The organism is Pseudomonas sp. GNP014 (assembly GCF_054344005.1).
This window is the reverse complement of sequence record NZ_JBTGUS010000001.1, coordinates 140,415-155,116: the sequence shown is the minus strand read 5'-3', so window position 1 is coordinate 155,116 and position 14,702 is coordinate 140,415. Positions and strand designations below refer to the sequence as shown.

General features: G+C 58.6%; 13 protein-coding genes and 2 tRNA genes. 3 read left to right on the top strand and 12 right to left on the bottom strand.

Features of this window, described 5'->3' with window-relative positions; all coding sequences use genetic code 11:
- Positions 1 to 34 precede the first annotated feature (34 nt).
- A complete protein-coding gene (locus ACXX9E_RS00740; protein ID WP_123463011.1) occupies positions 35 to 1,147 on the top strand; it encodes a DUF2817 domain-containing protein in 1,113 nt (370 codons plus the stop codon).
- 78 nt (positions 1,148 to 1,225) lie between these two features.
- Here the strand turns inward: ACXX9E_RS00740 and ACXX9E_RS00735 are convergent, their stop codons facing one another.
- Both ACXX9E_RS00735 and ACXX9E_RS00730 read right to left on the bottom strand, forming a co-directional pair.
- Entirely contained in the window at positions 1,226 to 1,477 is a 252-nt protein-coding gene (locus tag ACXX9E_RS00735; RefSeq protein ID WP_123463013.1) for a bacteriocin immunity protein, read from the bottom strand.
- A 6-nt stretch (positions 1,478 to 1,483) separates the two neighbouring features.
- Positions 1,484 to 2,734 (bottom strand): S-type pyocin domain-containing protein, encoded by a 1,251-nt coding sequence (locus ACXX9E_RS00730; RefSeq protein WP_458554924.1) that lies wholly within the window; start codon positions 2,732 to 2,734, stop codon positions 1,484 to 1,486.
- A 235-nt stretch (positions 2,735 to 2,969) separates the two neighbouring features.
- Between ACXX9E_RS00730 and ACXX9E_RS00725 the strand changes: the two genes are divergently transcribed.
- Positions 2,970 to 3,506 (top strand): helix-turn-helix domain-containing protein, encoded by a 537-nt coding sequence (locus ACXX9E_RS00725; protein ID WP_458554923.1) that lies wholly within the window; start codon positions 2,970 to 2,972, stop codon positions 3,504 to 3,506.
- A gap of 68 nt (positions 3,507 to 3,574) precedes the next feature.
- Here ACXX9E_RS00725 and ACXX9E_RS00720 read toward each other — a convergent pair.
- Positions 3,575 to 3,651 (bottom strand) — tRNA-Met (locus ACXX9E_RS00720).
- A 115-nt stretch (positions 3,652 to 3,766) separates the two neighbouring features.
- Positions 3,767 to 5,824 (bottom strand): methyl-accepting chemotaxis protein, encoded by a 2,058-nt coding sequence (locus ACXX9E_RS00715; protein WP_458554922.1) that lies wholly within the window; start codon positions 5,822 to 5,824, stop codon positions 3,767 to 3,769.
- Positions 5,825 to 6,156: 332 nt separating this feature from the next.
- Between ACXX9E_RS00715 and ACXX9E_RS00710 the strand changes: the two genes are divergently transcribed.
- Positions 6,157 to 7,374, top strand: coding sequence for an MFS transporter (locus tag ACXX9E_RS00710; RefSeq protein WP_322375580.1), 1,218 nt, complete (start codon positions 6,157 to 6,159; stop codon positions 7,372 to 7,374).
- A gap of 187 nt (positions 7,375 to 7,561) precedes the next feature.
- Here the strand turns inward: ACXX9E_RS00710 and ychF are convergent, their stop codons facing one another.
- From ychF to ACXX9E_RS00670, 8 genes are all read right to left on the bottom strand, one after another.
- A complete protein-coding gene (gene ychF / locus ACXX9E_RS00705) occupies positions 7,562 to 8,662 on the bottom strand; it encodes a redox-regulated ATPase YchF (protein WP_103306068.1) in 1,101 nt (366 codons plus the stop codon).
- A gap of 22 nt (positions 8,663 to 8,684) precedes the next feature.
- Positions 8,685 to 9,269, bottom strand: coding sequence for an aminoacyl-tRNA hydrolase (gene pth / locus ACXX9E_RS00700; RefSeq protein WP_003228164.1), 585 nt, complete (start codon positions 9,267 to 9,269; stop codon positions 8,685 to 8,687).
- A gap of 171 nt (positions 9,270 to 9,440) precedes the next feature.
- Positions 9,441 to 10,043: a 50S ribosomal protein L25/general stress protein Ctc gene (locus ACXX9E_RS00695; protein WP_123463023.1), complete on the bottom strand. Its 603-nt coding sequence runs from the start codon at positions 10,041 to 10,043 to the stop codon at positions 9,441 to 9,443.
- A gap of 141 nt (positions 10,044 to 10,184) precedes the next feature.
- Complete coding sequence (locus ACXX9E_RS00690; protein WP_003171603.1) at positions 10,185 to 11,126, bottom strand: ribose-phosphate pyrophosphokinase; 942 nt, start codon at positions 11,124 to 11,126, stop codon at positions 10,185 to 10,187.
- Positions 11,127 to 11,171: 45 nt separating this feature from the next.
- Positions 11,172 to 11,246, bottom strand: a tRNA-Gln gene (locus tag ACXX9E_RS00685).
- A 36-nt stretch (positions 11,247 to 11,282) separates the two neighbouring features.
- Complete coding sequence (ispE, locus tag ACXX9E_RS00680; RefSeq protein WP_123463025.1) at positions 11,283 to 12,134, bottom strand: 4-(cytidine 5'-diphospho)-2-C-methyl-D-erythritol kinase; 852 nt, start codon at positions 12,132 to 12,134, stop codon at positions 11,283 to 11,285.
- Between the two features lie 2 nt (positions 12,135 to 12,136).
- Complete coding sequence (gene lolB, locus ACXX9E_RS00675) at positions 12,137 to 12,754, bottom strand: lipoprotein insertase outer membrane protein LolB (RefSeq protein ID WP_128614697.1); 618 nt, start codon at positions 12,752 to 12,754, stop codon at positions 12,137 to 12,139.
- A gap of 3 nt (positions 12,755 to 12,757) precedes the next feature.
- Complete coding sequence (locus ACXX9E_RS00670) at positions 12,758 to 14,482, bottom strand: tetratricopeptide repeat protein (RefSeq protein ID WP_123463029.1); 1,725 nt, start codon at positions 14,480 to 14,482, stop codon at positions 12,758 to 12,760.
- Positions 14,483 to 14,702 lie beyond the last annotated feature (220 nt).

Genomic DNA, 14,702 nt, shown 5'->3' with positions numbered 1-14,702 from the left:
GCTCCCACAATTACAAGATCAACAAGAGACCGATATGCACAGCGAGTTCCCCTCCGAGTCCAGCTACCGCGATCAACGCGAGCAGTTCATCGCCGCCGCCAATGCCGCCGGCGCCACGCTCACTTCCTACGCACATCCACGTTGCGGGCCATTCGGCGAACCCCTGAGCACCGACGTCGCCGTGCTCGGCGATCCGCAGGCCAAACGTCGGCTGGTAGCGCTCAGCGGCACGCACGGGGTCGAGGGCTATTACGGCTCGGATTGTCAGATCGAATGGTTGAAGGCCTTCGTGTCGGGGTCGCTGCCCAAGGATGTCGCGGTGGTCATGGTGCACTTGATCAACCCGTGGGGCACCGCGTGGCTGCGGCGAGTCAACGAAGACAACATCGACCTCAACCGCAATCACCTGGATTTCACCGGGCCGTTGCCGGATAACCGCGCTTACGCCGCTCTGCATGAAATCTACGCCTGCACCGATTTGAATGGCCCCGAGCGCCAACGCGCCGATGCCATGCTCGATGCGCAGATCAAAGAACACGGCTGGCCAGCGGTGATGTCGATTGTCGAGGGCGGTCAGCACAGCCATCCCGATGGCCTGTTCTACGGCGGCCGCGCGCCGAGCTGGTCGAATCGCACGTTGCACCAAATCATCGAAACGCATCTGGCTGGCGCTGAAACCGTGATGTGTTTCGACCTGCACACCGGCGCCGGTGAGTACGGTCATCCGATGTTGCTGACCATCACCCAGGCGCCGTACCCGGCGCTGGCGCAAGCCCAGTCGATCTACGGTCCATGGCTTTACACCCTGCACACCGGCGCCGACACCTTGAGCGAAACCGGCGTCGCGGCGACCGCTACCGGCTACACCTCGCAGGCGTTGCTCAATGCGCTGCCGGGCGTGCAGTTGATGCCATTCGTGATCGAGTGCGGGACGTATCCGGGGCCGGATGTGCATCGGCATCTGCGCGATGACCATTGGCTGCATTTGCATGGTGATCCGCTGGATGCTGTAGGACGTGAAATCAAACTGAATCTGCTCGAGCAGTTCTATCCAGCTGATCCGGATTGGCGCGCAATGGTCGGTTTGCGCACGCGGCAGATCTGGGTGAAGGGTTTGGCAGCCCTATCGGCAGAGCGCCCTGACTAGGTTTGGCATCTCGCTGTGGTGAGGGGATAGATCTCCTCGCTACAAAGTCGGTAATCATCTTGACGTATAAAAAAGCACTTATTGCTTAAAACCAGGCAGTCCTTTAACGGCGCGCCATTCCTTAACCGCCTTCGTAATCCCCTCGGCGGAATTGTCTTCTCCTTGTTCGGGATAAAAAATCAGGTCGGTTCCATCCGGGTGGCCTGTGAGCAGCCTGAATTGTGCCAGCAGTTCACCAAGCTCCGAATCCGTTCCTCTTTTGTTTGTTGCCCGTATTTTTTCGATGAAGCGGATAAATTCGGTTTCAGTGTATTCAGATATTTTTTTCATGTGCGTTCACTGTCTTTTGTGTTGACTGATGTGATTCTTAGGTGTGTTGACTCGCAGGTTGTCTACGTCATAAACAGCGCCACCCTCTGCTATCCGCTCGACGTGATGTATCTCAAATACCCCGCGCGTGCCCACAGCCTCTCTATCTCGAACCGCGGGTGCGTTACCTGACATCAAACGATCCTGAGCATCTTGATTGAACTGGCTAAACAGTTCCGGATCATCACGAACCTCAGTCCAAAATGCTCTTCTGAAGGCATCGAAGCTTGAAAACTCCCGCCCCCTAAGCCTATCCGCAATCCGTGTCGGAATCGGCGCACCGATCCCCGTTCCGGCCCCAGCAAGCCATATCCCCGAAACATCCTCGCCAACCCCCGTCACTGTACCCGGCGTCAGTCTGGCCGGCCTCGAAAACACCACATACAGTGACTTCAAACCAGTGTCCGCCGGGAACACCAGAATACAATCCTCGGCAGTAATGTCCTCGCCGGGCAGGCCTTCTATCTGGGTATCAGTGTTCTCGGGAATCGGATGAACAAGGATCGTGTTCAGTTGCTCACTGTGTTCGGGATAGACCAGCGGCGGCATTGAACCGAGTGGCCCGCGTTGCGGCGTCCACAAAATCGTGATGCCGTTGAGCTTGGCCTCCATCGCAGTCTTGTCGCTGTTCCACTCGACTTTTACGGTACGCACCGAGTCATCGCCCGAAGCGCCGGAGTGGATGCCGTAAACCTGCATGACCCCTTCGGCATCACGCCGAAACTGGAAGCGCACACGAGTGGCGGCGCGGCTCATGCGGCGCAGTTGTTCATCGGTATGCAGCGTGCCGTCACCCATGCGGGTCGGCAGCATCCCGAGGACGAACACGCTGGCCGGCCCACCGGCGCCGCGAATTGCCCAGTTGAGGCGCTGTTGCAGAATCCCGCCGCCCGCCAAACGCCCCAAGGCCAGATCGGCGCCTATCGCTGTCGCGACAGCGGTGCTGGCAGAGGGCAAGAGCATGGCGCCGGCGACCATGACCTTGCCGAAGTTGCTGGCGGGTTCGGGTGCCGTACCGGCGTCCGTTCGGCACCAGTTATCCACAGTGCAGGACTTGGCGAATACCTGATCTTCGCGGGGCTTGGGCGTTGGCCATTCATCCTTTTCGACGTACACCGGCTCCGGAGGGGGAGGCGGATTCCAAGCGGCCCACGAGCCGTTCCATCTCGGACGTTCCCAAGGCCAATCTTCATCGAAGAGAGATTTGAATAGAGCCATGCCAACTCCCTGTATGGCTTTGAATCGAGCCAGGGAAGCTTGTCGGTCAATGGGGAATTCGGGCAAACCGATGGGGTAAGTTTCAGGCGCTTGGTTTTACGAAAAATCCAATTCGTACCTGAATCGGACCTGTTTCCTACAGCGCTCTCTCGGCTTGTTGATTGGTGATTGATTCAGATGAACCAGCGGTGTTTCGCGCTTGTAGTCTTTCGCTTTGGATGGAGGGCGCGTCTGAATGTGTCCTACAGATTTTTCAGGTCGACAACTTACGCGCCTTTACTTGAGGATATTTTCTGTTGTTTTTCCAGGATGGATTTCAGATGAAAAGGATGAGTCCGTTGCCAATCAACTCTATTTTCAGTTGGCCGTTGTCATGAGTATTTCCAATGAGGATCGCGATTTTCTGGTGGCGATGGGCAGTCGCATTGCTCACTTATGCACAGTGCACGAGATAACACAGACGCGGTTTGCAAGGGCTTTAGGTCTTTCCCGGCAAACCTTTCAGGGCTACGAGGAGGGCACGCGCAGCATGCCGGTCACGACACTGGTGAAGGTGGCGTTTGCGCTTCGCGTGCCTGTTGAAGACCTGCTCGGGGTTCCCTCGTACACGGAGACGCCCAGACGCAGCTTGACCTCGACGTGGTATCGACGGCTGCAGTCCATCAATGAGCTTTCGAAGGTCCAACAGAAGGTCATTGCGCAGATGCTCGACGCCTTGATCGCACAGGCAGCGACCAAAACGAGCAACGAACAGAAGGATATTTTGAAGTAACCGATTACCGAGACTTTTCTCGAGGCATAAAAAAACGGCCTACCTTTCGGTAAGCCGTTTTTAGTACTTGGTGGCTACACAGGGACTTGAACCCCGGACCCCAGCATTATGAATGCTATGCTCTAACCAACTGAGCTATGTAGCCAAGTGGCGCGCATTATTCCCCTGAAATGGAAAAGCGTCAAGCGTAAATTTAAAATATTTCTTCTTATTTTCAACCGCTTATCCTCCGGCCCGCGAAATCCGGGCCGGGCGGGGCATCAACGCAGCTGAAATCTTGCGGTATTCGCGCTCAAGGCATCGCTGCCCTGACTCAAGGTGTCTGCTGCCAGATTCACCGCCCGCGCACCTTCGAGCAATCGCACAGCGGCTTGATCGACCTGCTGGATATTGGCGCTGACCTCGTCGGCGGTGCTCGCCTGTTCCTCAACCGCCGTGGCGATCTGCGCCAGGGTATCGGTGACGCTCTGCACCGCGCTGGCAATTTCGCCCAAACGTTCACCCAGACCGGTGACCGACTCGGCATCGGTTTGCGCTTGCCCGCACGCGGCTTCCATCAGACTCACCGCTTCATTGACCGTGGCACGCAAGCTGTCAACGGTACCGGCGATCTGCGCGGTGGACGACTGCGTGCGTTGCGACAAACTGCGCACTTCGTCGGCGACCACGGCAAACCCGCGACCCTGTTCACCGGCACGCGCGGCTTCGATGGCGGCGTTGAGCGCGAGCAGATTGGTCTGTTCGGCAACACCGCGAATGGTGTCGACCACCAGTTGAATCTGCTGACCTTGCTCGCTAACCCGGCCCAGCGCTGCGGCAGTGTCGTTCAAGCGTTGATTGAGTTGCTGAATGCTTGCCGTGGTGCGCTGGCTGTCACGGCTGCTGTCGGTGGCAATGCGCCGGGTGTGCTGAGCGCTGCCGGAGGCCTGTTCGCAACTTTGCGCCACGCCTTGCGAGGTGGCGGCCAATTGCGTCGCAGCGGCGGCGATCTGGCTGATCTGCAATTGCTGCGCTTCGACTTCGCTGAGGGCGCCGCTGGAGTGTTCGTTGAGGCTGCGCACCGCGTTGCTCAGTTGCGAGGTCTCGTGATCGACACCGAGCATGCTGCTGCGCAACTGCACCACGGCCACGTTGAGCGCAGTGCTGATCGCCGCCAGCTCATCACGACCGACCACGGGCACTTGCAGGCTCAGGTTGCCGTCGCGCAGGGCTTCAGCGAGCAGGGTGATGCCGCTGGCGCTGCGGCGGATCGAGGCTTGCAGGCAGATAAACAGGTACAACGCTGCGAGCAGCAGGCAGCCAAAGATCACCGCGACCATGATGAATTGGCGAATCGCCGAGCTGTGGTAGGCGTCAAGCCGTTGATCCAGCGCCACCAGTGATTGCTGGCGCAGGGCGGCGAGGTCGCTCAGCAAGGCGTCGAGGCTGCGTTCGAAGTCGTCCGGCTTGAGGTTGATGCTGCCGCCGAACACGCCGTCATCAAGGACCTTCAAGCCGCTGTCGAGGTGTTTCAGGCTGTCGTGGTATTGGCTGGCCCAGCGTTGCTGATCTTTCGGCAGGCGCGCTTCGAGCAGCGTGGCGGTTTTGACCAGTTGCTCGCGGGCATCGCCGATACGGCTGCGCAAGTCGCGCAATTGCAAACGGCTTTGCAGGGTGAACTGGCCGGAGACTACCGAGGCCTGGCCGACCGCTGCCAGACGTCCGACGCGCTCGATCAGATCCGGCGCGTGCTGCGTGGAGATCTGCGTCAGCAGATAGGTTTCCAGCCACGGCGCGAGGGTCAGGCGGTTATCCATGACAATCTGTTCGCGTAATGCTTGCAGCGCGCTGAGGGCGTTGGTGAATCGGTCGTAGCCGTCCGGCCACCAACCGACACCGCTGAGGCTTTTCGAATCCAACCCGTTCAGTGCGGTTTGCAGCGCCTGATAGCGGGTGAGTGTTTCGCCCTCGGCACCTTCATTTTTCAGTGCAGTGCCCAAATCGGTGGTGGCTTGCAGGACGGCCGGTTGTACCGCATCGAACGAGCCCATGGCGGCGAGGGTGGCCGGCGTCGGTTGGCGATTGGTTTCCGTGGCGCGCCAGCGGGCGGCGCGGTCACGTTGGGCGGCGAGCAGGTTGTCCAGCGCATCGAGCGCGAGCAACTGGCGCACACCGGCGCGTTCGCCGGAAATCAGATTGAGCTTGTCGCGATAGTCCTGGCCGATCATCAACAGGCTGCCGGCCAACGGCAGAATGAACAGCAGAAACAACAACTGGAATTTACCTGCGAAGCCAAACCGCCCCAGCAATTTGATCCCCGGTGAAAGGAAAGCCTGCATGCCTCATGACTCCTCTGGACACCACGCACCATCGGCGTGCATCGCGGTCTTGCGACGTTGATGGGGTGCCCTGCTAAAAGGCCTCGAAAGTTCACTCTCGCCCGCTCTGTGGGCCGGCTCTGTAGCGAAACTTCCCATTGTCGGTGCCCTTTGTAAGGGCGCCGCGTTCAAGGGGAGAAGCAAGGCAAGATTCAGACCATGGCGTTGCGCTATCACCTTGCAGTCGACGATCAGTCAGTTAGTTAGCTGGCTAAGGGGATGGCGTTCACGCACCGAAAAATGGCACATTGACGCACTTGCCTGCGCGCACCCATCTGCTGTCCGGAATTCCCATGGCTATCAGCAACGTTCAGACCGCCGCTGCCTCAGCGTCCGCTCCTCCCCAAAGCAGCCCGTTAGTGATGCGCATCATCGGCGCGGTCGCGCTGGCGCATTTGATCAATGACCTGATTCAGTCGGTGTTGCCGTCGATCTATCCGATGCTCAAGGCCAATTACGGTTTGAGCTTCACTCAGGTCGGCCTGATTACCTTGACCTTTCAACTGACCGCGTCGCTGTTGCAGCCGTGGGTCGGTTATCACACCGATCGGCATCCCAAGCCGTGGCTGTTGCCGGCAGGTTCGATCTGCACGCTGATCGGCATCGTGATGATGTCGGTGGTCGGCAGTTTCCCGTTGATTCTGCTGGCGGCGGCGCTGATCGGAATCGGTTCCTCGACGTTCCACCCCGAGGCCTCGCGGATTGCGCGACTGGCTTCGGGTGGGCGCTTTGGTCTGGCGCAATCGACTTTCCAGGTGGGCGGTAATGCCGGTTCCGCTTTCGGCCCGTTGCTGGCGGCGGCGATCATCATTCCGTTCGGTCAGGGCAACGTCGCGTGGTTCGGTCTGTTCGCGGTATTTGCGCTGTTCGTGCTGTACCGCATCAGTCGCTGGTATGCCCATCACCTGAACCTGTTCAAACTCAAGGCCGGCCAGGCGGCGACTCATGGGCTGTCGAAGGGCAGGGTGACCAGTGCGTTGGTAGTGCTGGGGCTGTTGGTGTTCTCCAAGTATTTCTACATGGCCAGCCTGACCAGTTACTTCACGTTTTACCTGATCGAAAAGTTCGACCTGTCGGTGGCCAGTTCGCAGTTGCACCTGTTCCTGTTTCTTGGTGCGGTGGCGGCGGGTACGTTCTTCGGCGGGCCGATCGGCGACAGGATCGGGCGGAAGGCGGTGATCTGGTTCTCGATCCTCGGTGTGGCACCGTTCACGCTGCTCATGCCCCACGTCGATCTGTTCTGGACCACCATTCTCAGCGTGATCATCGGCTTCATCCTCGCCTCGGCGTTCTCGGCGATCGTTGTGTACGCGCAGGAACTGGTGCCGGGCAATGTCGGGATGATCGCCGGGATCTTTTTTGGTTTGATGTTCGGGTTTGGCGGGATTGGTGCGGCGTTGCTGGGGCACCTGGCGGATGTGCACGGGATTGAGTACGTGTATTTCCTGTGTTCGTTCCTGCCACTATTTGGCGTACTGGCGATTTTCCTGCCACGCACCAAAAAGGCCTGATCCCACAAACATCCCCTGTGGGAGCGAGCTTGCTCGCGAAGGCGTCGTGTCAGTCGACGAATGCTTTGCTGACACTCCGCTTTCGCGAGCAAGCTCGCTCCCACAAATTGTCAGGTGGTGTGGCGGAGATTATTTCAGGCACAAAAAAGCCGCGTATCAAACGCGGCTTTTTCTTGAACGGTGTTGCTTAGACGTTGAAGCGGAAGTGCATCACGTCGCCGTCTTTAACGATGTAATCCTTGCCTTCCAGACGCCATTTACCGGCTTCCTTGGTACCGGCTTCGCCCTTGTACTGGATGAAGTCGTTGTAGGCGATCACTTCGGCGCGGATGAAGCCTTTCTCGAAGTCGGTGTGGATCACGCCAGCAGCCTGAGGTGCGGTGGCACCGACTTTGACGGTCCAGGCGCGGACTTCTTCGACACCGGCGGTGAAGTAGGTCTGCAGGTGCAGCATTTCGTAGCCGGCGCGGATCACGCGGTTCAGGCCAGGCTCTTCCAGGCCCAGGGCCTCGAGGAACATGTCCTTCTCTTCGCCGTCATCGAGCTCGGCGATTTCCGCTTCGATCTTGTTGCAGACCGGAACCACCATCGCGCCTTCTTCCTCGGCAATGGCCTTGACCACGTCCAGGTGCGGGTTGTTCTCGAAACCGTCTTCAGCGACGTTGGCGATGTACATGACCGGCTTGGTGGTCAGCAGGTGGAAGCCTTTGATCACGGCCTTTTCGTCAGCGCTCATGTTCTTCATCAGGCTGCGCGCCGGCTTGGCTTCGGTGAAGTGTGCGATCAGTTGCTCCAGCAGAGCCTTCTGAACCACGGCGTCCTTGTCACCGCCCTTGGCGTTGCGCGCGACTTTCTGCAGTTGCTTCTCGCAGCTGTCGAGGTCGGCGAAGATCAGTTCCAGGTCGATGATTTCGATGTCGCGCTTCGGGTCGACGCTGTTCGACACGTGGATCACGTTGTCATCTTCGAAGCAGCGCACCACGTGAGCGATGGCGTCGGTTTCGCGGATGTTGGCCAGGAACTTGTTGCCCAGGCCTTCACCTTTCGACGCGCCGGCCACCAGGCCTGCGATGTCGACGAATTCCATGGTGGTCGGCAGGATGCGCTTCGGATTGACGATGGCCGCCAGGGCTTCCAGACGAGGATCGGGCATCGGCACGATGCCGCTGTTCGGCTCGATGGTGCAGAAGGGGAAGTTCTCGGCCGCGATACCGGATTTGGTCAGGGCGTTGAACAGGGTGGACTTGCCGACGTTAGGCAGGCCGACGATGCCGCAATTGAATCCCATGGTGTTTCCCCTCGGATTAGAGTCAGGCCTTCTGGCTGTGCAGGTTTTTCATCGCGCGGTTCCATTCCCCGGCGAGGATATCCGGCAGCACGCCGAGGGCAAAGTCGATGCTGGCATCGAGTTTTTCCTGTTCGGCGCGTGGCGCACGACCCAGGACGAAATTTGAAACCATACTGGCAACGCCCGGGTGGCCAATGCCAAGCCGCAGGCGGTAGAACGTATTCTGATTACCCAGTTGCGCGATGATGTCGCGCAACCCGTTGTGACCGCCATGGCCGCCGCCCTGTTTGAGCTTGGCGACGCCCGGAGGCAAGTCGAGTTCGTCATGCGCCACCAAGATTTCTTCAGGCTTGATGCGGAAGAAACCGGCGAGTGCCGCCACGGCCTGGCCGCTGCGGTTCATGTAGGTGGTGGGAATCAGCAGACGAACATCCTGACCCTGATGCGAATAGCGCCCGGTCAGGCCGAAATACTTGCGATCGGCCACAAGGTTCACACCTTGCGCGGCAGCGATGCGCTCAACAAAAAGGGCCCCTGCGTTATGCCGGGTCTGTTCGTATTCGGCGCCTGGATTTCCCAGGCCAACGATCAGTTTGATGGCAGTCACGATAGGGGCCCTTCCTAGGAGTGGTGGATAACATCGCCGCAATCGGAGGCTGCGGCGAAAGTGGACGAAAATTGCTCATTTACCATGAATGTAAACTCCGCGTTCTCGCCCGCTTTCTCGCTACGTTCCAGTCCGCGATGTTACTTGCTCACTCCGGCGTAACAGAGTGAATTACTCTGCTGCGCCTTCTTCGGTAGCTTCTGGAGCAACACGTGGAGCGTGGACGTTGGCAACAGCCTTGTCATCGCCGTGTGCCAGAGCAACGAACTCAACGCCTTTAGGAGCTTTGAGGTCCGACAGGTGAATGATCGAACCGATTTCAGCGTCAGCCAGGTCGACTTCGATGAACTCAGGCAGATCTTTCGGCAGGCAGGTCACTTCGATTTCAGCAACAACGTGCGAAATCTCGCCGCCTTTCTTCACTGGAGCAGCTTCGTTGATGAAGTGCACAGGAACGATAGCGGTCAGTTTCTGGCCAGCGACAACGCGTACGAAGTCAGCGTGCATCACGTGGCCTTTGGCCGGGTGACGCTGCAGAGCTTTGATGATTACGTTTTGCTTGGTGCCACCAACGTTCAGCTCGATGATGTGGCTGTAAGCCGCTTCGTTTTCGAGCAGTTTGGCAACTTCTTTGGCCAGCATGCTGATGGATTCAGGGGCTTTTTCGCCACCGTAAACAACAGCTGGAACCAGAGCGGCGAGACGACGCAGGCGGCGGCTCGCACCTTTCCCCAGGTCGGAACGCACTTCAGCATTCAGAGTAAATTCGTTCATTTTGTATCTCCAAAATAGCCATGACCGAGTGGCGTTTGCGACCAGCGCCAAACACGGTATGGGCAAAAAAGCCCCGCCCCGGCAGGAATGCCGGGGCGGGGCGCTTTTCGTCAACGAGACATTTCGAGAAGGGCAGGGCCCTTAACGGAACATCGCGCTGATCGATTCTTCATTGCTGATGCGGCGAACCGCTTCGGCAACAACCGGTGCGATATCCAGTTGACGGATACGTGCACAGGCTTGTGCTGCAGCGGACAGCGGGATGGTGTTAGTCACCACCAGCTCGTCCAGCACGGAATTTTCGATATTCTCGATGGCCCGACCCGACAGCACAGGGTGTGTGCAGTAGGCAAAGACCTTGGCTGCGCCATGCTCTTTCAGGGCCTTGGCCGCGTGGCACAGGGTGCCGGCGGTATCGACCATGTCATCGACCAGAATGCAGGTACGCCCTTCGACATCACCGATGATATGCATCACTTCAGAGTGATTGGCTTTCTCACGGCGTTTGTCGATGATCCCGAGATCCACGCCCAAGGATTTGGCAACGGCACGTGCACGCACGACGCCACCAATATCCGGGGACACGATCATCAGGTTTTCGAAGCGCTGATCTTCAATGTCATCCACCAGAACCGGGGAGCCGTAGATGTTATCTACCGGAATATCGAAGAAGCCCTGAATCTGGTCAGCATGCAGATCAACCGTGAGAACACGGTCGATGCCGACTACGGTAAGCATGTCAGCGACGACTTTCGCGCTGATAGCCACACGTGCGGAACGCGGACGGCGATCCTGACGGGCATAACCAAAATAAGGAATAACAGCAGTGATACGAGTAGCTGAGGAGCGGCGGAAGGCATCAGCCATCACTACCAGTTCCATCAGGTTATCGTTGGTCGGGGCGCAAGTCGGCTGAATAATGAAAACGTCTTTACCGCGAACGTTTTCATTGATCTCGGCAGTAATTTCGCCGTCGGAAAACTTACCGACAGAGATGTCACCGAGAGGGATATGCAGCTGACGTACAACACGCCGAGCCAGATCGGGGTTAGCATTCCCCGTAAAGACCATCATCTTGGACACGCGCAGTACCTAGAGGCTGAGGGTAACCTGGATGAGTATAGAAAATGGCAGGGGCGGCTGGATTCGAACCAACGCATGGCAGGATCAAAACCTGCTGCCTTACCGCTTGGCGACGCCCCTGTATCTGTTGCATCAAGTGCCGAGCACTTGGTTCCTTTAGAGCAGACTTTGCAGCTTGCGGTGCAACATTGAAATGTTGCTGCCTTTTGCTACAAACCCTGTAAGGGTCTCTGTCAGAAGGGCCGAGACTTTATCAGCTTCAGCTTTGCTTGGGAAGCCCCCAAACACACAACTTCCAGTTCCGGTGAGCTTTGCTTCGGTAAATTTACCTAACAAATCCAACGCGTTACGCACTTCTGGATAACGCCTTGCAACCACCGGCAAGCAGTCATTTCGACTGTTTCCCTCGGGAACGGGGCGCACTTTAATGGGCGGCGTGTTACGTGTCAACAAAGGATCGGAAAAAATTTCTGCCGTACTTACAGAGACTTGCGGCACGAGCACCAGATACCACGGTTCTTCGGGATCGACCGCGGTCAGTTTCTCGCCCACACCTTCGGCAAACGCTGCATGGCCACGGACGAAAACCGGCACGTCGGCACCCAGCGACAGGCCCAGTGCGGCCAGGCGATCTTCATCCCAGCCCAACTGCCAGAGATGGTTGAGCCCCAGCAGAGTGGTCGCCGCATTTGAACTGCCGCCACCAATGCCGCCGCCCATAGGCAGAACCTTGTCGATCCAGATATCAATGCCCAGCGTGCAACCGGATTGCTGCTGCAACATTTTGGCCGCGCGCACGATCAGGTTGCTGTCGTGGGGCACGCCGGCGAATTCGGTGTGCAGCTGAATTACACCGTCATCGCGCACGGCGAAGGTGATTTCATCGCCGTAATCGACAAATTGAAACAGCGTCTGCAATTCGTGGTAGCCATCTGCGCGACGACCAAGAATGTGCAGCATCAGATTGAGCTTGGCCGGCGACGGCAGGGTCAGGCGTGCTGCGGTCATGCTTATTGCCCCAGCTTGCGTGGCTGCCAGGTCTTGATCACCAGCGTCACGTCCAGGTCGGTGCCGTGCAGTTTAATGCGCTCGGGCAACCAGTAACCGTTTTGTTCGGTGTAGGCGGTGTATTCGACTGTCCAGCCATCCTGTTCAAGATTGGCCAGGCGGCTGTTAGCGTCCAGATTGAGACGGCTTTTGCTGTTGGGCGCCGGCAGGCCGCGCACCCACCAGGCCAGATTCGAGACCGGCAGTTTCCAGCCCAGCTGTTCTTCGAGCAGCGCGTCCGGCGACTCGGAGTCATAACGACCCTGATTGGCGACTTCCAGCGACACCTTGCCCGGACGCCCGGTCAGGCGGGCCGCGCCACGACCCAGCGGGCCGGACAGGCGAATGTCGTAGTAGTCCTGACGTTGCAGCCAGAACAGCGTGCCGCTGCCCGAGTCTTTCGGGGCGCGAATGCCGATCTTGCCGTCGATCTGCCAGCCGTCGAGGCCAGCCAACTGTTGTTTGTTTGCGGCCCATTGAGCCGGGCTGCCGTGGCCCTCGACCGATTCGCGAGCACCGAAACCCGCGCAACCGGCGAGCAGGGCGATGAAGCTGAAAACAATAACGTGGCGCAAAAACATGAGTTAGAGAGTCTCGGATCCGGTCAGGCGCTTGATGGTACTGCGCAGAATGGTGCTGTCGGGCTGGTCCTTGAGGAACTTGCCCCAGATCTGTTTGGCTTCCCGTTGGTTGCCCTTGATCCACAGCACTTCGCCCAGGTGAGCGGCCACTTCGTGATCAGGGAAGCGCTCCAGCGCCTGACGCAGATATTTCTCGGCGTCGTCCAGGTTGCCCAGGCGGAAATTCACCCAGCCGAGGCTGTCGAGTACCGCCGGATCTTCCGGGTTGATCTGGTGCGCCTGCTCGATCAGCGCCTTGGCTTCGGCGTAGCGGGTCGTACGGTCAGACAAGGTGTAGCCCAAAGCGTTCAGCGCCATGGCGTTGTCCGGATCGCGCTTGATGATCAGGCGCAGGTCCTTTTCCATCTGTGCCAGGTCGTTGCGTTTTTCCGCGAGCATCGCCCGGGTGTACAGCAGATTCAGATCGTCCGGGTACTGCTGCAGGGCTTGCTGCAAGACTTTCCAGGCCTTGTCGTCCTGTTTGTTGGCCGACAGGGTTTCCGATTCGATCAGGTACAACTGAATCGCATAGTCAGGCTGGGCATCGCGTTCGGCGGCCAGTTTGCTCTGGGCTTCAGCGGTCTTGCCGTTGTTCATCAGGATGTCGGCCTGACGCAACTGCGCTGGCAGGTAATCGTTGCCCGGGCCGACCTGGGCGTACTCGATGAGCGCGCCTTGCGGGTCGTTGCGTTCTTCGGCGATGCGGCCGAGGTTCAGGTGCGCCGAATCGACGTGGCTCTCACGGGCGATCAGGTCTTCCAGATAACCCTTGGCTTCTTCCCAGGCCTTGGCTTCCAGGCAGACCAGTGCCAGCGAATAGCGCAGTTCGTCGTCTTCCGGGTATTGCTGAACCAGGCTGGAGAACTCGGCCTTGGCGTCGTCCATTCGATCCTGTTCGACCAGCATGCGCGCGTAAGTCAGGCGCAGGCGCTTGTCGTCCGGGTATTTCTTGATGCTTTTTTGCAGCAGCGGCAGGGCTTCGTCGCCACGGCTCAACAGCTGAAGCAGGCGCGCGCGCAGCAGAATCGGCGCGATTTCGCCGTCTTCCGGCGGGTGGTCTTCGAGCAGGGCCAGCGCCGCTTTGTTGTCGCCGTCCTGCTGCAGGAGCAGGGCCTTGCCGAAAATCAGCTGACTGTTGTTCGGGTGACGCTGCAACAAACGGTCGAAACTTTTCATCAGACCGTTGCGGGTTTCCTGATCGGTGTCGGCGGCCGACAGTGCGAGGAAGTCGAAATGGGTGTCGCCCTTGCCCTGCAGGACTTTCTCCATATAGACCATGGAGTCGTCATATCGCCCGGCGCGTGCCAGTTGCACGGCCGCGGCGCGTTGCGCTTCGAGGTCTTCCGGGGCGTTTTTTGCCCAGATCAGTGCGGTGTCCAGCGCCGGTTGATCCGCGCCGAGGTATTCGGCAATGCGGAAAGCGCGCTCGGAAACGCCCGGATCCTGGGTATTGATCGCCTGGGTCACGTAGTTGTCCAGGGCAATGTCGAAACGATTGCGCTGGCCGGCGAGTTCGGCGCTCAACAGGCTGAAAACGGTTTCCTCGCTGAACGAGCTGTAAACCTTGGGCTTTTCAGGCGCGGGCGTGGTGCCTTCGACCGGCGGCGTGCCGTCCGGCGAAACGGGGGCCAAGGCCTGGCAGCCGCTGAGGAAGACAAAAGCGAGGAGCAACGCGGAAGATCTATTCATATAGGAAGAGGACGACTAACCTGCGGTCGGATCATCATGACACAAGCTTTCGGCCAAACATAACCGCTGAGGCAATTAAGACATCTGCGCATCTCTGTGTAAGTGCAGCCTTCGGCAGCGCTCGCCAGGGCGGTGTGTACATAAACGAGAATGGATCGCAGCAAGCGGTGGATACAATAAGGGTGATAGATATCCAATAGTTGTTCTGAATCTGACGAAG